The organism is Mycobacterium shunyiense (assembly GCF_058270075.1).
This window is the reverse complement of the sequence record NZ_JBZDPU010000008.1, coordinates 271963-287983: the sequence shown is the minus strand read 5'-3', so window position 1 is coordinate 287983 and position 16021 is coordinate 271963. Positions and strand designations below refer to the sequence as shown.

Annotated in this window: 18 protein-coding genes; 4 read left to right on the top strand and 14 right to left on the bottom strand. The window is 66.6% G+C overall.

Going from position 1 to position 16021, the window contains the following annotated elements:
- Window positions 1-2 precede the first annotated feature (2 nt).
- A complete protein-coding gene (locus AC4ELH_RS08200; RefSeq protein WP_498883869.1) occupies window positions 3-467 on the bottom strand; it encodes a GNAT family N-acetyltransferase in 465 nt (154 codons plus the stop codon).
- Window positions 468-543: 76 nt separating this feature from the next.
- Here AC4ELH_RS08200 and AC4ELH_RS08195 point away from each other — a divergent pair, with 76 nt between their 5' ends.
- The 3 genes from AC4ELH_RS08195 (at window position 544) to AC4ELH_RS08185 (ending at window position 2630) form a co-directional block, all read left to right on the top strand.
- A complete protein-coding gene (locus AC4ELH_RS08195) occupies window positions 544-1017 on the top strand; it encodes an AAA family ATPase (RefSeq protein ID WP_498883867.1) in 474 nt (157 codons plus the stop codon).
- Window positions 1018-1072: 55 nt separating this feature from the next.
- Window positions 1073-2050: a prolyl aminopeptidase gene (gene pip, locus AC4ELH_RS08190; protein WP_498883866.1), complete on the top strand. Its 978-nt coding sequence runs from the start codon at window positions 1073-1075 to the stop codon at window positions 2048-2050.
- A gap of 103 nt (window positions 2051-2153) precedes the next feature.
- Window positions 2154-2630 (top strand): GNAT family N-acetyltransferase, encoded by a 477-nt coding sequence (locus AC4ELH_RS08185; RefSeq protein ID WP_498883865.1) that lies wholly within the window; start codon window positions 2154-2156, stop codon window positions 2628-2630.
- Between the two features lie 481 nt (window positions 2631-3111).
- Here AC4ELH_RS08185 and AC4ELH_RS08180 read toward each other — a convergent pair whose 3' ends face one another.
- A complete protein-coding gene (locus AC4ELH_RS08180) occupies window positions 3112-4548 on the bottom strand; it encodes a recombinase family protein (RefSeq protein WP_498883862.1) in 1437 nt (478 codons plus the stop codon).
- Between the two features lie 9 nt (window positions 4549-4557).
- On the bottom strand, window positions 4558-5856 hold the full coding sequence (locus AC4ELH_RS08175) for a DUF222 domain-containing protein (RefSeq protein WP_498883861.1): 1299 nt from the start codon (window positions 5854-5856) through the stop codon (window positions 4558-4560).
- Between AC4ELH_RS08175 and AC4ELH_RS08170 the strand changes: the two genes are divergently transcribed.
- Complete coding sequence (locus AC4ELH_RS08170; protein ID WP_498884110.1) at window positions 5803-6180, top strand: DUF6985 domain-containing protein; 378 nt, start codon at window positions 5803-5805, stop codon at window positions 6178-6180. The two genes, AC4ELH_RS08175 and AC4ELH_RS08170, sit on opposite strands and share 54 nt — an antisense overlap.
- On the opposite strand, the gene egtE is transcribed toward AC4ELH_RS08170, so the two are convergent.
- From egtE to AC4ELH_RS08115, 11 genes are all read right to left on the bottom strand, one after another.
- On the bottom strand, window positions 6177-7292 hold the full coding sequence (egtE, locus tag AC4ELH_RS08165) for an ergothioneine biosynthesis PLP-dependent enzyme EgtE (RefSeq protein WP_498883859.1): 1116 nt from the start codon (window positions 7290-7292) through the stop codon (window positions 6177-6179). The genes AC4ELH_RS08170 and egtE overlap by 4 nt on opposite strands.
- Window positions 7289-8254 carry an L-histidine N(alpha)-methyltransferase gene (gene egtD, locus AC4ELH_RS08160; protein WP_498883857.1) on the bottom strand — a complete coding sequence of 322 codons (966 nt, stop codon included), beginning with the start codon at window positions 8252-8254 and terminating at the stop codon, window positions 7289-7291. The genes egtE and egtD overlap by 4 nt, the downstream gene beginning before the upstream one ends.
- On the bottom strand, window positions 8251-8943 hold the full coding sequence (gene egtC, locus AC4ELH_RS08155; protein WP_211156373.1) for an ergothioneine biosynthesis protein EgtC: 693 nt from the start codon (window positions 8941-8943) through the stop codon (window positions 8251-8253). The genes egtD and egtC overlap by 4 nt, the downstream gene beginning before the upstream one ends.
- Window positions 8943-10217: an ergothioneine biosynthesis protein EgtB gene (egtB, locus tag AC4ELH_RS08150; RefSeq protein WP_498883854.1), complete on the bottom strand. Its 1275-nt coding sequence runs from the start codon at window positions 10215-10217 to the stop codon at window positions 8943-8945. Before egtB ends, egtC begins: the two co-directional genes overlap by 1 nt.
- Window positions 10214-11485 (bottom strand): ergothioneine biosynthesis glutamate--cysteine ligase EgtA, encoded by a 1272-nt coding sequence (egtA, locus tag AC4ELH_RS08145; protein WP_211156375.1) that lies wholly within the window; start codon window positions 11483-11485, stop codon window positions 10214-10216. Before egtA ends, egtB begins: the two co-directional genes overlap by 4 nt.
- 77 nt (window positions 11486-11562) lie before the next feature.
- A complete protein-coding gene (locus tag AC4ELH_RS08140) occupies window positions 11563-12204 on the bottom strand; it encodes a sensor domain-containing protein (protein ID WP_498883852.1) in 642 nt (213 codons plus the stop codon).
- 17 nt (window positions 12205-12221) lie between these two features.
- Window positions 12222-12749: a hypothetical protein gene (locus tag AC4ELH_RS08135; RefSeq protein ID WP_498883850.1), complete on the bottom strand. Its 528-nt coding sequence runs from the start codon at window positions 12747-12749 to the stop codon at window positions 12222-12224.
- A gap of 113 nt (window positions 12750-12862) precedes the next feature.
- Window positions 12863-13300 (bottom strand): Fur family transcriptional regulator, encoded by a 438-nt coding sequence (locus AC4ELH_RS08130; protein ID WP_124713236.1) that lies wholly within the window; start codon window positions 13298-13300, stop codon window positions 12863-12865.
- Window positions 13301-13350: 50 nt separating this feature from the next.
- Window positions 13351-13782: a hypothetical protein gene (locus AC4ELH_RS08125; RefSeq protein ID WP_498883849.1), complete on the bottom strand. Its 432-nt coding sequence runs from the start codon at window positions 13780-13782 to the stop codon at window positions 13351-13353.
- Window positions 13783-13854: 72 nt separating this feature from the next.
- Entirely contained in the window at window positions 13855-14946 is a 1092-nt protein-coding gene (locus AC4ELH_RS08120) for a DUF4185 domain-containing protein (RefSeq protein ID WP_211158310.1), read from the bottom strand.
- A 40-nt stretch (window positions 14947-14986) separates the two neighbouring features.
- A complete protein-coding gene (locus AC4ELH_RS08115) occupies window positions 14987-16021 on the bottom strand; it encodes an aspartate-semialdehyde dehydrogenase (protein ID WP_498883847.1) in 1035 nt (344 codons plus the stop codon).

Below are 16021 nucleotides of genomic sequence, written 5' to 3'. Positions count from 1 at the left end.
GATCAGATAGTGCTCTGGTTCTCAGCTTGCGTTCCGCAGCCAGTCAGGGTGCGGACGTGGAACCGCTCGACACCTGGATATTTTTCGCCGAGCGATTCGGCGACGAAACCGTTGGCGATGTAGAAACCCACTGCGTCGGAATCGGTTTCGGCAACCAAGTGCGCATGACTGGGAGTGACCTCACGCACCGCCCGCAACATGCGGCTTCCAACGCCGGCTCGGCGAGATTTCTCGCAGGTCGCTATGTGCAGGATCGCCACCTCGGCACCCTGCACGGTGTAACCCACAACACCGACCAGATCGCATCCAATCGATGCACTCAACAAGTCCAATCTTGGATCTTGGCGGTACTGCTCAACAATGCGGCTGGTGCGGTCCTGGCCGCCACCAACGGCCACAGCCAACAGCTCGGACACACCCTCGTCATCGACATCGACAGGTGACACCTGCACAGGCCGGATCGCCATTGTCACAGCCTGCCCTGAGATCATGACTTGTGCGCGCCAGATGGGGTAGCGCCCAGGGAGCGGTTGAATGCTGCGCATGGCGCGGCACAGGGCGGTCTTGGGGACCGGGATGTCTGGCGTAGGCAAGTCAACGGTGCTGGCCGACCTTGCCCGGCGCGGCTACGCGACCGTTGATACCGACGACGGTGAATGGATCGAGGTCGTCGAGGGTGAACCGTTATGGCGGGAGGCGTTGATCGCGGAGTTGTTGGATCGACCTCGTGAGACTCCACTGATCGTGCAGGGCACAGTGGCCAACCAAGGACGTTTCTACGAGCGCTTCGACGCGATCATCTTGCTCAGCGCCCCGACCCACGTCGTACTGCAGCGCATCGAAGGCCGCACCAACAACCCCTTCGGCAAATCCGCCCAAGAGCTTACGCAGATCCTGGCCGACATCGCCGAGGTGGAGCCACTGCTGCGCCAAGGCGCCACCCACGAAGTACGCACTGACCGCCCGCTATCGGAGGTCGTCGATGCCGTGACCAGCATCATCGGCGGAAGGCAATGAGAACTCCTCCTTGCTGATTCGACGGTCGTCAGCCGGCCGCGATAACGTCACCAGAGTGTCTGATCGGCGATCGTTCCCTGAGCCGCAGGTGTACGACCACGGGTTACTCGATGTGGGTGACGGCAACCGCATCTACTGGGAGGCCAGGGGCAACCCCGATGGCCGGCCCGCACTGGTCGTTCACGGCGGCCCGGGATCAGGACGACCACGCGGAGCGCACAAGGGGTTTCACCCCGACCATTTTCAGGTTGTGCTGTTCGACCAGCGCGGATGCGGCGACAGCCAGCCCAGTGCAGCCGACCCGACAACCGACATGGCACACAACACCACCGAACACCTATTGGCCGACATGGAGGCACTGCGCCAGCACCTCCGTATCGAGCATTGGCTGCTCTACGGCGGTTCGTGGGCATCCACCCTCATCCTCGCCTACGCCGAACGCCACCCCGAACGGGTGATCGGCATCGTCTTGGTCGGGGTCACCATGACGCGGCCCCAAGAAATCAACTGGCTCTATCACGGACTACGCCTGCTGCTCCCGATCGAATGGGACCGCTTCCGCGCGGGCGTGCCCCACCACGACCGCGACGGCAACCTCGTCGAGGCCTATCGGCAGCTGATGGAGAACCCTGATCCTGCGATACGCGAGCAGGCAGCCCGCGATTGGTGCAAGTGGGAGGACGCCGTCATCGCACACGAACGCCTCGGCAACCCGGCCCAATATAGCGCCAAACTTGACGCGGCGAAACTGGCGTTCGTGCGAATATGTACCCACTACTTCGCCCACGGCGCCTGGCTGGAAGACGGGCAGCTGCTGCGAGACGCTCACCGCCTCAAGGGAATTCCCGGCGTACTGATCCATGGCCGCCTCGATCTGTCCGGCCCGTTGGGCACCGCATGGGAACTCGCGCAAGCCTGGCCCGAGGCTGATCTGACAATCATCGATGACTCCGGTCACACAGGAAGCCCAGCCATGGGTGCCGCGGTACTCGACGCTATCGCGAGGTTCGAACCACCGGTGTCTCATTGCTAAGTGATCGAAACGGCTCGCGAACCTTTCGCACAGGGGCCTTTCCGGTGAGCGGCGCGGTGAAGACAAGGTGTGCTCGGCACGAGGCGTCAGCCACAATCGCGCGATGACATCTCAGTACACCCTGCGTCGCGCGGCCGGGTCTGCCGATGCTTCCTTCATCGTCGAGATGGCACGACACGCCTGCGTCATCGAAGATTGGCCCCTGCCTGACCCCGATGACGACGAGGTGTTGGAGATGCTTCCGCCTGATGGAGTGCTGCCGATCATCGCGGTGGATCGCAGCGGTACACGCGTCGGTGCGGTGTGGACCTATCACGGCAATCCGCCATTGCGCTGTGATGCGGCAGGTGCGCCGATGCCCGAGCTGTGCATCGCTGTGGCGCCAGAGTTCCGTGGTGTCGGCATCGGTGGCATGCTCCTGGACGGGCTGTTCGCCGATCTGGCGAAGAGTCACGACACCATGTGTACCAACGTCCACGTGCGCAACCCTGCAAAGCGCCTCTACGAGCGCAAGGGGTTTTGCGTTGTCGAACAAGGCAATGGACCACTAGGCCTCGCGTTGGTCAAGTATTTTCGGTGAACTGGATGAACTGACTGTGTTCCTGCCTTTGGCGTGCGCGCCGCCCATGAGTCGCCGTGGGTTACATGCGCACCAGGCAAGTCGTCTGGCTAATAGAGCTCTACTGACGAACACGATCTGAACTGCCTATAGTGTGCAACAAGCGGGACGGTACGTCTCGAAGCTGAGTTATCTCTTTTTCTTGGGCAGAGCAGCGCCGCTGGTCACCGATGTGATAAGCGGCATCTGTTGGCCTGGTGAGGTTTCCGGAGTTCCTGTCTGATGAACAACACGTAAGGCCCGGGACTCTGACGCCGACAGACGTGCGCACGGTGTTACAGCCCACGCCTCGATGTCAGCCTTCAAGATCTGGCCCGTGGGAGACAACATAGAAGTGGGGCGACTCGTCAATCGCTGAGCGGAAGCCTGCACCTGCGCAAAAAGCCAGCCCTCGCACATTTCGGCTGTCAAATCCGCTCCTTCATCCGTCACAGGCGTAAGACTACGTTCCTGAACCGACAACGTCAGATTGCGAATCGCCAGCAGATCCAGATTTCGACGGTTCTGAAACCGGAACCTGCTGGTTACTGGCCACGGCGAACGCCACGACGACCTCATCCTCGTTGGCCTTCACTGCGATCTCACTCCAACCACGGCCAATCGGACACGCGTCCAGTTTTTTGTGCTCGGCCGCGCGCGTGCCGTCACGACGTCGGCCTGCTGCAAACACTTCGTCGTAGCGGCCAGGTCCAAAGCCCAGGAACGGGCGAAACGGGACGCGAGTCATTTCTGCGGTCGTCTGCGATGGCGTGTCCATGGGTGGTACGGCATCGATAAGATCCCGGTAAAGCTCGCCAGCCATACTCTTGCCGTTGAGGGCGTCGGCCAGCTGCGGGGAGTCCAGACGAGTTAGCACCGCGTTAGTCAATAGTTCCTCGACCGGTTGCGCGACGACCGTCAGGCGCCCGCATCCGCCGTGGTCGGGGCCTTTCAAGCAGACATAGCGGCGTACCCGGTTGTCCGGATTGTGGTGGCGGGCTTGGGAAAACAATCGGTTGCCGCAGCGGCCGCACCGCAACATCCCAGACAGGAGGTAGGTGCGTGGGGCCCGGGTCTTGGTTAAGGAGCGAGTAACCATGCGGGCCAGAATGCGGTCACGTTCGGCCGGGGTGATGATCGCCGGCCACGCCGCGGGGCCGATCACCTCGCGATGATGCTCGCGCAGCCCGGCGATACGCCCGGAAGTCAGGATTTGGCGCACCGCTGAGGTCTGCCACGACTTCGCTACCGCCGGAGCGATACCGGCGTCGTTGAGCCAGATGGTCAAAGACCGAATCGACGCCCCAGCCAAGTAGCGGTTGACCATCTCGCGAATCACCTGGACTTCGGTGTCGCGCAGGGTGACCTTGTCGTTCTCGTAGCCGAACGGGCGCACCGAACCGTGCGGCAATCCTTGTTCGGCGTTCTGCAACAGCTTGCGGCGCACGCGGGCGGATTTGCGGCCGGATTCTTTGGCGGCGAACGCCGCGAAGATCCGGGCCATAAACAATCCATCATCGTTGCCCAGGTCGATGTCGGCGGTCACCGTCGCGACGTCACGCACCCCCGCGGACTCGCACAGCGTCACGAACTCTTCCAGCTCGACGGGGCGGCGATGCAGCCGATCGAGGTTGTAGACGATCACCGCATCCCGCGCGCCCGACTGCAAATCGCCCAACATCCGGACGTACTCGCGGCGCGGCTTGCCCGAGTACGCCGACACATCGTTATCGACATACTCATCACCAATGGGCCAGCCACGATCGGCGGCCAGTTTGCGGCAGTCTTCCACCTGCCGCGCCACCCCCAGTGCGGTGCCCTCCACGTCCGCGGAAATCCGGGCATAGATCGCCGCCGACCGCACCGCAGCTCGCTGAGCGGGAGTTTTCGCTTTCGCCATGAGGGTAGTTTAGCGACATTTGAACTTGGCCGGTACCGTGAGCCCGCCGCGGGTCGGATCGTGGTGATCGAACGGCACCGTGTGGTCGATGTCGCAGTCCTCGGCCGGGTGCTCGCAGCCCGGGAAGCGGCACGTCAGGTCGCGGCAACGGACCCAGCGCTGGACCGACACCGTCGGCTGATAGCGCAACGCGGCGGCAGCATCCACCTCCGGCTCGGTCACCAACCTCGTCGTGGCTTCGGCAGCGAGCTCCCGAACCTGCTCGGCGTCGACCACCCCGAAGCCACACACATACCCGGCCGTCGTCCCGGTTCCGAGGACCGTGTCACGTTCGGCGATCACGTTGACCACTACCTTGACCGGCGGCTCTGACGGCTCGTTCGTCGACCGGACCGGACACTCGGCGCGGCCACACTCGCATGACAGCTCTCGCCCCTCAGCCAGGGCTTCGATCGCATCAGAGCGGCGTTGGTCATTGCTGCGCGGATCTTTCGGGCAGAGCCTGGCTGACATTTCCGAAAGCTTTGCGTCGAAGGTCAATCCGGCACGAGTCGTGACGATAGCGTCGATCTTGGCTGTGCCATCTCCGCGCGCACTCACCTTGACCCTGCGGCGCTTGGTCGCGTGTTCGCGTTCACAGATCGCAGCCGGGTCGAGGCTGCGCACCTTGGCATCCACGGTGGTGGTGATGCGCCCGTCCGACCAGCACTGCCACCCGGTGATGCGCTCCGCCAGGTCATGGTCGATCTGGGCCATCACCCTCGGCGACACGAAACGGGTCCGTGTGATCACGATTTCGACAGTGCGCCAATCGGTCTGACCGTCGGCCAATAGAGCAGCCAATCGCGGCAAGCGATCCCGCAATGCCTCAGCTTGGGAAACCAAGCGACTGGCCGCGCCCGAGGTCAGGTTCAACGCCGCACCCACCTCAGCGCTCGCGCGGGCGAAGCCGGTGAGGATCATGTAGTTCGGGTGCACACCTTCGACATTCAGTTCGGCGGTGCGCTGCGCCAACAAGTCCGCCACCGCCGCCATCCGAGTCGCGATCATCCGCGCCTCGACTCGCGCGCTATCGGCAAGCGCACCCACGAGCCGACCCGGTGCCGCTGGATCGAACTCGTTATCGAACATGTGTTCGAGTATACCGAAATCCACTGACAGTGGCGGGGAATCGTCGATGATGATGGCGCCGTCGAAGTCGACCTCCACTACGACGACGTCGCACCGCACGATAAGCCAGCAGCAGAGGCGGTCCTGGCGGCTTTCCTGACGCTCACGCCAGCCGACCGGATCGCCGACTCTCGCCATGTGTACGCCTACTACCGGGATATCCACTACGCGGTCGGCGGCGAGGATTGGATGGACGAGGAGATGGGTGTGCCACAAACCCCCGCCGACATCTGGCGGAGCGTCACACCCGGACCGGTCATGGTCAGCGATTGGTACGAGCACAGGTATGTCGTGATGGAGGCCGAATGCCCTTGGGAGGAGGAACACGGGCTCATGATGGTCTGGCAGGACGGGACGAAGCTGTCGAAAGTCGGCCCATACAACGGACTCATGACCCACGGGCGCGGGTACGACGACGTCGTCTATTCGGCGATAGGCGACGAATACACCACGCGGCTCTAAGGCGCGTCCCGCAACACCGAGGCGAACTGCTCCAGATCCTCGGCAGTGGTGTCGACATGGGGTGAAACCCGCAGCACCGGCTTGGCCATCTCGAACGGAGCCCGCGCGAGTTCACATGCGGTGGTTACGATTCCGCGCTCGGCGATCAGCCAGGCCCGCACCGCAACCGGATCGGCACCGTCGGTCGGTTCGAGCGTGGTGATCGCGGTGGGTTCATCGACGGCTTCCACCACCCGCCATCCGAGCACCCCGGCCAGGGCCTCCCGGGCCGTGCGGCCCACCTCGGCGAGCCGGCCGCGCACACTATCCGGCCCGGCAGCCAGGTGTTCACCGAGAGCGACCGAGTATCCGACGCGGGTCGCGGCATTGTGCTCACCGTGCTCGAAGCTCGCCAGCACGCTCACCGGAACATCCCACGACGCCGGCGGCACGCGTCGTTGCAGCCGCCCAACAAGTTCCGGCCGCACGGCCAGGAAACCGACCCCACGCGGCCCGGCCAGCCATTTGCGCGACGACGAGTAGATCGCGTCGGCCCCGACATTGCAGTCCAGATGCCCGAATGCCTGCGCGGCGTCCACCGCGATCGGGACCCCGGCCTCGCGGCACACCGCGACCATCTGAGCCAGCGGCTGGGCCACGCCGCGGTGGCTGGCCAGCGCCGTGAAGTGCACCAGTGCCGGCGGATCGGAGGAAAGCACGCGGGCCGCCTCGTCGAGATCGACCCGGCCATCCCCGTCAACAGGTAGAGCGCGCACCTGAAAACCGTTGGCGGCCATGACCGCCAGGTTCGGCCCGAACTCGCCGGGCAGGCAGGCCAGCGTGCGCTCCCCCACCCAGCTGCCGAGCAGCAGGTCCAGGGAGTGGTTGGAGCCCGTCGTGTAGACCACGTCAGCGGCATCGAGTCCGGTCAGTGCCGCCACTGCGGCCCGGCCCGCCGCGAGCACAGGCGCTGCCGCCTCCGCGGCCACGTAGCCGCCGACCTCGGCCTCATGGCGGGCATGCGCGGCGACGGCATCGATCACCGCGAGGCTCTGCCGCGAGCAGGCGCCACTGTCGAGGTGCAGTCCGGCGACTTTGGGGCGGGCGTCCGCCCACTGCTGCGCGAGGGTCATTTCACCGCCAGCGACAAGCCGAAGTCACCGGCTTCGTCGGTCCACCAATGGGTCTGCCGGAGACCGGCTTTCGCCAGCTCATCGGCCACGCCGTCGGCCCGGAACTTGCAGGACACCTCGGTCAGCATCTCCTCACCGGCACCGAATGCGACGTCGAGGTCCAGGCCGGCGATCCTGACCTGCTGCGGTGCATCCGCCCGCAGCCACATCTCGATCCGCTCCTCGTCGGCATTCCATTTCGCCACGTGCTCGAAGGCGTCGAGGTCGAAATCGGCGTCGAGCTCACGGTTCACCACCGACAACACATTGCGGTTGAACGCCGCGGTCACGCCGGCACTGTCGTCGTAGGCGCGGACCAGCCGGTCGGTGTCCTTGACCAGGTCGGTGCCCAGCAACACGCTGTCGCCGGGCTGGAGGGTCTCGGCCAGGGACGTCAGGAAATCCGCTCGCGGACCGGGCGTCAGATTGCCGATCGTCGAACCGAGGAACGCGACCAGGCGGCGCCCCACCGACGGGATCTTGCCCAGGTGCTCTTCGAAATCACCACATACCGCGTCGATCTCGATGCCGGGATACTCCTGGCCGATGGCATCTCCGGCAGCGCGCAGCACACTGGCATCGACGTCGAACGGGATGAACCGGCGCAGCTGCCCGCCGTCGCGCATCGCGTCGAGCAGCATCCTGGTCTTCTCGGACGTACCGCTGCCCAGCTCGACCAGGGTGTCGGCCCCGGCTGCCTCGGTGATCTCCGGCGAGCGGTCCCGCAGGATCTGCGCCTCGGTGCGCGTCGGGTAGTACTCGGGCAGCCGGGTGATCTGGTCGAACAGATCGCTGCCCACCGAATCGTAGAACCACTTGGGCGGCAGCATCTTCGGCGACTGGGCCAGCCCCTCGCGCACATCGCGACGAAGCGCGGTGGCAGCGGAATCGGCCGCCAGATAGTTGGACAGGGTGAGCGTCATACCGAACCTTTCAGTGGGGTGAGCTCGACATGCGAGTCAGAGACGTGCACCAGATGGCGGTCCGGGATGTCGGACCAGCCGGGATCGTCGTCGTAGGGTTCACTGGCCAGCACGACGCCATCGGGCAGCCGCAGCATCGACAAGGTGTCGCCCCAGGTGGTGGCCACCATACGAGAACCGTTGGCAGCCAGGATGTTCAGCCGGGCATTCGGATCCAGCGCGCCGACTTCGGCAATCGTCTGCCCCAGCGCGTCCAGACCCCGCTGGAAGATCAGCGCTGCCAGCACCGCGCTGTCCACGACGGATTCGGCCTCCCCGGTCAGCGGCAGCACCGCCCGGTCGACCACCCCGTTGTGCGACAACAGCCACTGCCCGTCGGTGAACGGCGCCGAGGCCGAGGGTTCGATCGGCATGCCGATGGTCGCCGAGCGCACGGCAGCGACCACGCACCCACTGCTCAACGCCGGTGCGACCGACGCGAAGGAGGCATCACCCCACAGCGGCTTGTCGCTGCGCCACCGACGAGGCACGCCCTCATCGAAAAACCCTGCACCCCAACCATCGGCATTCATCAACCCGTGCTTCTGCCGACGCGGCGCATACGACTGCACCAGCAGGCCCTGCGGTGGGTCCAGCACCAGTGAGGCCACCGATCGCGGTGCGCCCAGCCATCCGATATGCCGGCACATCAGACGTCCCAGGCCAACCGCACGCCGGAGAAGATCTGGCGCCGGATCGGATGGTCCCAGTTGCGGAAGCTCGGCCGCAGGATGTCGGCGGACACCGCCCACGATCCGCCGCGCAGGATCCGATAGTCACCGTCGAAAAAAGGCTCGGTGTAGCGGTCGTACACCATCGGCGTGAAGCCGGGCCACGGCCGCAGCGGGGACGTGGTCCATTCCCAGACGTCACCCAGCATCTGCTCGACGCCGTAGGCCGATGCGCCGGCCGGATACGCCCCCACCTGGGCGGGCCGGCGCGCGTCGCCACCGAGGTTGGCCAGCGCCTCGGTCGGTTCGGATGTGCCCCATGGGAATCGGCGTCGGCTCCCGGCCACCGGGTCCCAGGCGCAGGCCTTCTCCCATTCGATTTCGGTGGGCAGCCGGGCTCCGGCCCAGGCGGCATACGCCTCGGCCTCGAAGAACGTGACGTGCTGGACCGGTTCGTCGGCCGGGATCGTCTCGATGTGGCCGAACCGGGTGCGGGTGCCGTCGTGCCCCCAGAACTCGGGTGCCGTCAGACCCGCCTCCTGACGATGCGCCCAACCGCGCTCCGACCACCATCGCTGCTGTTGATAGCCGCCGTCGTCGATGAACTCGCGCCACTCGGCATTGGTGACCGGCACTCGGCCGATGGAGAAGGGAGGCAGCTCGACGGTATGCGGCGGACGCTCGTTGTCCAGTGAGTGCGGTTCGGTGAGTTCGTCCACCCCGAGCACGAACGGGCCACCCGGGATCAGCACGGAAGTGCCTGCCACTCCGGCCCGACCGGCCGGCAGTGCGCTGCCGGTGTCGAACAACGGCGGACCGGCCCGCAGGTTCAGCGCCTGCAGCATGGTCTCGTCGTGCTGGTTCTCGTGGCTGATCACCAACCCGAAGTTGAACCCGGAGTCGTCGGCATCAAGAGCATCGAGGGCATCTAGGGCGCGGGACCGCACCGTCGCGCAGTACGTGCGCGCATCGGTGGGCGGCAGCAGAGGAAGGTCGACGCGGCTGGACCGTGAGTGCACGAAGGCGTCGTAGAGCCGGTCCACCTCCGGGGTCAGCATGCCCGGGCGGTCCGGATTGCCGCCACGCAGCAGCCACAGCTCCTCCTGCTGGCCGATGTGGGCGAGATCCCAGACCAGCGGGCTCATCAACGGGCTGTACTGGCGATGCAGTTCGGCATCGTCGAAGTCGACCAGGCCCAAGGTGCGTTCCCGCGCCCTGGTGAGCTGCTGTGCCAGCGTCTCGCGTGTGGTCAAAGCTCGCCCTTCACCAGTTGGCTCATCGCAGAAGCGATTCCGTGAGTCACCACCTGGTCGGCGAAATCGTCTGCCGGGCAGCGTCCCTCCTGGACCGAACGCGTCAACTGCGCCATCGATTCCGTCAGCTCCGCCGGGGCCCGCTCCGCCGCGGCCGAGACGCATGCGGCGGCCGCTTCCTGCAGGCGGCGATCGGCCAGCCCGATCCGGGCGGCCCGGTCCCAAGCGGTGGCCACGGGTGCGGTCGCCTCGGTGGCGATCGCGGCGGCCCCCGGATCGTCGAGCAGGGTGGTCAGCGTGTACACCACGGCGGGCCACAGGGCGTCCGGAACGCTGTCGAGATAACGGATCTCCAGCCAGCGCCGCGGCCGCACCGGCGGGAACAGTGTGGTCAGGTGGTACTCGAGGTCGGCTTCGGTGGGGCGACGGCCGCCCAGTACCGCGCGTCCGTCGGCCCAGTCGGCGAACGGGACCCAGTTGGTCACCGGAACGGCATCCGGGGTGTTGACGAGCATCACCGGCGCCCGCAGCGCATAGCGCGCCCAGTCACTGGCCGGATCATCGCCGTCGGCGCCCAGGATCGGGCCACAGCGCGCGGAATCCAGCTGCCCCCACACTCGCTGCCGTGACGACTGCCAGCCGGTGAACTGACCGCCGAGCATCGGCGAATTCGCGGTGATCGCGATCATCGTCGGGCCGAGCGCGTGGGCCAGCCGTACCCGCTCTGCCCAGCCGTCCCGCGGCCCGGCGTCGAGATTGACCTGAACCGAGGCGGTCGATGTCATCATGGCTGCGCCGGGTTCGGCCGATCCGCTGGCCGCGAAGAACTGCTCCATGGCCTGATAGCGCGGGCCCGGGTTGACCCGTTGGGTGGGCCGGACCGGATCGGCGCCCAGCAGCACCAGGCCCAGACCGCGGCGTTCGAACTCCGCGCGCAGCACGGCCCGGTCGGCCAGCAGTGCGGCGATGGCGGCCGAGGGTCCGTCCGCCGGCGGGCCGGACAGTTCGACCGCGCCCCCAGGTTCGACGGTGATGCGGCTGCCACCGGGCAGCGCGGGCACCGCGGCGATGACCTCGGAGAGCTCCTCCCAGCCCGGCCGCCGCAGTGGATCGTCGAGGTCGAAACAGTGCGCCTCGATCTCCAGACCGACCTGCCCGACGGGCCCGTCATCCAGGCAGTGCGCTCCGATGAAGGCCGCGGCGTGTTCGGCGCTGGTGAACTCGACGGGAGTCAGACGGGCCGCATCAGCCCTGACGGGTACTGCCATGGCAACCACCCCTCCCGGTCCTCACCGGATTCAAACGGCTCGGTTCTGTTCCATCATCCAGATCTGACCGACACGTTCTACTGCCCCAGCGTGTTCTGCATGGCGCCGGCCAGCACGTTGACCGCGGGGCCGGCGTTGCCGGACTGGCACACCTTGGCTTGTAGCAGTACGTTTTCCCGTTTGCGGGTGGTGTTGAAACAGCGGCGGTCCGTGCCGGCCTCCTGCTTCACCCAATCCGCGTCGGTGGCGCTCGCCGGGCCGCCGGTGAACGTCCACACCTGGGTCACGAAGTTGTCCAGGTGCATCGCGGTGGTCTGGCCCGAGCAGCCGTTGGTGCGGTCCACCACCCGGTGGAAGGCCCGGTCGGCGGCCTCCGGCGTCGCGAACACCCCGATCGCCTGCTTGACGTAATGGTTGTCGTCACCGGCCGACGTCTGGGTGGTGGCGCCGTTGAACGAGGCGAGGTCCGGGTCGTTGAACACCTCGGGCAGGCCGATGTCGGCCCAGTTGTTGCACACCGGGTTCTCCACCGAGAAAGCCTGGAACGGGACGCTGAACTGGGACTCCCACGTCATCGGAGCGCCGATGATGTTGCCCACCGAGCCTTTGGGCATGACGGCGTAGGACACGACACCAGGATCCGAGGGACGCGCACCAGCAGGTGCAGCCAAAGCCAGCGCGAGACCGGCCAGCCCGAAACCGACAGTCAGGGCACGCATGGCCTCGATCATGCCAGTTAGTGAACCGTCCGCGTGCAATAGGTTCGCGCCGGCGACGGGTAAGGCCAGGCGTAGTGCCCTGTTTCGGCGGGGCAGGCCGACCCGTCCCGTACGTCCAGCCGTTGGGTCACCTGAACCATCACGCCCGGGCCGCGTTCGGTGCGCGCGGTGCAGTCGGTCAGCTCCACCATGCCCGCGGGCATGCCGAGTTCGTAGCAGTGATTGGCGACCAGATTGGGAACCAGGCACAGGCGCGCGGTCGACGGATCGGCCAGCTTGGCGGGCAGGTGCTGGTATTCGGCGCTCGGGCAGTTACCGGCACCGTCGGCGATGGCCCCGACGGTGTAGCTGGGATCGACGCTGCAGGACACCTTGCCGGCGCGGGTCACTTCGGGCGCAGCGGGTGTGGTCGCCGGGACGCTCACGCAATCGCCGACGGAGAAGACCATGGCCGCGCCTCGCTCGGGTTCGGCCCCCGCGCCGCACCCGGCGGCCAGCAGCGGCACTGCGATCAGTGCCGCAACCGGGAGCCGATTGCGCGTCATGGTTAGCGAGAATCTCACGATTCCCCGGACCCCACCCAGTGCTTGGGTGAAAAGACAGGCGCCCCGGCCACCAAGGGGAAGTGGCCGGGGCGTCCGTTGGGCTGCAGAGTGGTCTAGTTGGGTGCGGGTGTCTGGCAATCCGCGCAGACTCCCCAGAACACGACCTCGGCTTCGTCAACCGCGAATCCGGCCAGTTCAGAGGGCTCCAGGCACGGGGTCTGCCCGACCGCGCAATCGACGTCGGCAACCGCACCGCACACCCGGCAGACCAGGTGATGGTGATTGTCGCCGGCGCGGGTCTCGTAGCGCGCCGAGGAGCCGGCGGGTTCGATACGACGGACCAGGCCCGCATTGACACAGGCCCGCAGCACGTCGTAGACCGCCTGGGTCGACACCGAGCCGAGGTTTTCGCGGGCCAGACCCGCCACATCGTCTGCAGTCGAATGCGGGTGGTCGGCCAGCGCCTGGAGAACCGCGACCCGCGGTGCGGTCACACGCAGCCCCGCAGCCCGCAACAGGGCCTTGGGGTCGTGGTCATGCACCGTGGTCACGGCTCCAGTATGCGCGCTCTTTGGAGTCAGTCCAAAAGAGCGGGCTGTGATTATGGTCGCGCAGGCTGTGCGGGTGTCGGCGGCGTCTCAGGGCGCTGCGGGCCGCTGCCCGGACCGAACGCACCCGGCCCACCGGGGCCCCACGGCGGCATCATGCCGTGCTGCGGCCCCATCCGCCCCGGTCCGCCGTCCGGTCCACCGCGATGGAACATCATCATGCCGCCGCGGTCGTGGCCGCCGCGGTGGTGATGGCCGTCGCCGCCACCGGAATGCGCACCGAGGAAGAACCCGGTGCCGAAGACCACGGCGACGATGAAGACGGTGCCGGCCGCGATACCCACCCAGGCGAGCGCCTGCAGCAGGCGACTCGGCTTGTTCTCGGCAGGCGGGGCGGGAGTGGCGACCACGGTCGCCGGTGCTGCCGCGACAGGCTCGGGCGCGGCCACTGGTTCGGTCGCAGGATCGGGGGGTGTTTCAGTCATGACACGAGCATGCGAGGGCTGGTGAGGTGCTGATCAAGAATTGGCTGTGAATCAGCTTTGAAAGACCCGGGACTATTGCTCCCAGGGCTTGATCGGGTTCACCGCGTACTGGATCACACGGTACGGCGAGCCGCCGCGGGCCATTGTGTTCCACTGGCTGATGAAAACCCGGACCTGATCCAGCGTCGATCCCGGCGAGATGTAGCCGCCGTAGGGCTGGGCCAACTGGTTGACCTCCGGCGGGGGCAACGCGTCGACCGGATCGGGCCAGGCACTCGCGAACACCACCGTGGTCACGGGTGCCGCGCCCAGACCGGTCGGGTCGTAGGCGACTCGCATCTCCATGTTTCCGTTGGTGGCGTTGAAGTACGACAGCACGGGCTTGCCGTCGATCTGCCGGATGCTCATCTCCCCCGTACGGTCGGCGAACAACGGCGTCGGCGGCTTGCCCCATCCACCCGCCGACGACCAGCCCTGCCAGCCGGCCCGGTCGGTGAAGGTCTTCGGGTTCGCCCGGTACAGGAACGGCGGGCTGCTGCGGTCGAAATTGTTGGCCAGGATGTAGACCCACCCACTCGGTGAATCCGGCGCCGGGACCGGGTCGTAGTAGCCCGTGATCTGCGACTGGGTGCCACCCAGAAACTCGGCGTCACGCACCGAACCGGGCACCGTCGGCCAATTCGGCCGGGCCGCATCGGCTTTCACCAACCGGGAGCTGTACGGCTTGAGGTTGTAGGTGGTGGTCACCATCATGTAGTTCTCACGGTTGATCGCCACCACACCGGCCGGCAACTGGGATCCGCCCGGCGGCGTCGGGTCGGCCAGCAACGGCTTGTCGACCCCGGTGACACCTCGGTAGCGCACACCGCCCGCGTCCTCGATCGAGTCGGCATCGACGTGCAGGGCCACCGGCGAGTGCCAGCCGCCGAAGCCGACTGCCTGCCCGGCGAAGCTGTCACCACAGACCTGGAGCACCCGGCTGGGAAACTCCATGAACTCACAGAGGTCCGTCGCGCCGATGCCGTAATCAGCCGTGGGCGTACCGGTTCCGGCACTCGGCCCGATTCGCAACACCTGGCCGGGGGCCAGCGGAGGCACCACCGGATCGCCGAAGCCCGGATTGGCCCGGGCGAAAGGGGCCTGCCACACCGCCGCAGCAAGCATCGCGACAAGGGCGAACCTGCGGGCCGGGTTCACCCGCGGATCAGAGCTCGGCGGCCAGCAGTTCGGCGATTTGAATCGTGTTCAGCGCGGCACCTTTTCGCAGGTTGTCGCCGGACACGAACAGAGCGAGACCACGTCCGTCGGGCACACCCGGATCCTGGCGGATCCGGCCGACCAGGGACTCGTCGGCACCGGCGGCGGCCAGCGGGGTCGGTACGTCGACCAGTTTCACACCCGCGGCACCAGCCAGCAGTTCCTTCGCCCGCTCAACCGAAAGCGGCTGGGCGAACTCGGCATTGATCGACAGCGAGTGCCCGGTGAACACCGGAACGCGAACACAGGTGCCCGAGACCAGAAGGTCCGGGATACCGAGGATCTTGCGGCTCTCGTTGCGCAGCTTCTGGTCCTCGTCGGTCTCACCGGAGCCGTCGTCGACCAGCGAGCCGGCCAACGGGATCACGTTGAAGGCAATGGGCGCAACGTATTTCACCGGCGCCGGGAACGTCAGCGCCGAGCCGTCGTGCACCAGCTGCTCGGCTCCGTCGACCACCGCGCGCGTCTGCGATGCGAGCTCCTCGACACCGGCCAGGCCACTGCCCGACACTGCCTGGTAGCTCGACACGACCAAGCGGGTCAGCCCGGCTTCCTCGTGCAGCGGCTTGAGCACCGGCATGGCGGCCATGGTTGTGCAGTTCGGGTTGGCGATGATGCCCTTGGGACGAACCCGACCGTCGCGCTTGAAGTTCACCTCACTGACGACGAGAGGTACGTCCGGGTCCTTGCGCCAGGCCGACGAGTTGTCGACGACGACCGCGCCGGCCGCGGCGAACCGCGGGGCCTGCACGCGCGACATCGTCGCTCCGGCGGAGAACAACGCGATGTCCAGACCGGACGGATCGGCCGTCTCGCTGTTCTCGACCTCGATCTCCTGGCCGCGGAACGTCAGCTTCTTGCCCTCGGACCGTGCCGAGGCGAAGAACCGGACCGAGCTGGCCGGGAAGTTCCGCTGCTCCAGCAGGGTGCGCATGACCTGGCCGACCTGGCCGGTCGCACCGACGACACCAATGTTGACCAT

Coding starts and splice junctions, on each gene's coding strand:
- AC4ELH_RS08200 (WP_498883869.1), bottom strand. CDS start 467: ATGGCGATCCGGCCTGTGCAGGTGTCACCTGTCGATGTCGATGACGAG.
- AC4ELH_RS08195 (WP_498883867.1), top strand. CDS start 544: ATGGCGCGGCACAGGGCGGTCTTGGGGACCGGGATGTCTGGCGTAGGC.
- AC4ELH_RS08185 (WP_498883865.1), top strand. CDS start 2,154: ATGACATCTCAGTACACCCTGCGTCGCGCGGCCGGGTCTGCCGATGCT.
- AC4ELH_RS08180 (WP_498883862.1), bottom strand. CDS start 4,548: ATGGCGAAAGCGAAAACTCCCGCTCAGCGAGCTGCGGTGCGGTCGGCG.
- AC4ELH_RS08175 (WP_498883861.1), bottom strand. CDS start 5,856: ATGGCGAGAGTCGGCGATCCGGTCGGCTGGCGTGAGCGTCAGGAAAGC.
- egtE (WP_498883859.1), bottom strand. CDS start 7,292: ATGACCCTCGCGCAGCAGTGGGCGGACGCCCGCCCCAAAGTCGCCGGA.
- egtD (WP_498883857.1), bottom strand. CDS start 8,254: ATGACGCTCACCCTGTCCAACTATCTGGCGGCCGATTCCGCTGCCACC.
- egtC (WP_211156373.1), bottom strand. CDS start 8,943: ATGTGCCGGCATATCGGATGGCTGGGCGCACCGCGATCGGTGGCCTCA.
- egtA (WP_211156375.1), bottom strand. CDS start 11,485: ATGGCAGTACCCGTCAGGGCTGATGCGGCCCGTCTGACTCCCGTCGAG.
- AC4ELH_RS08140 (WP_498883852.1), bottom strand. CDS start 12,204: ATGCGTGCCCTGACTGTCGGTTTCGGGCTGGCCGGTCTCGCGCTGGCT.
- AC4ELH_RS08135 (WP_498883850.1), bottom strand. CDS start 12,749: ATGACGCGCAATCGGCTCCCGGTTGCGGCACTGATCGCAGTGCCGCTG.
- AC4ELH_RS08125 (WP_498883849.1), bottom strand. CDS start 13,782: ATGACTGAAACACCCCCCGATCCTGCGACCGAACCAGTGGCCGCGCCC.
- AC4ELH_RS08120 (WP_211158310.1), bottom strand. CDS start 14,946: ATGCTTGCTGCGGCGGTGTGGCAGGCCCCTTTCGCCCGGGCCAATCCG.
- AC4ELH_RS08115 (WP_498883847.1), bottom strand. CDS start 16,021: ATGGTCAACATTGGTGTCGTCGGTGCGACCGGCCAGGTCGGCCAGGTC.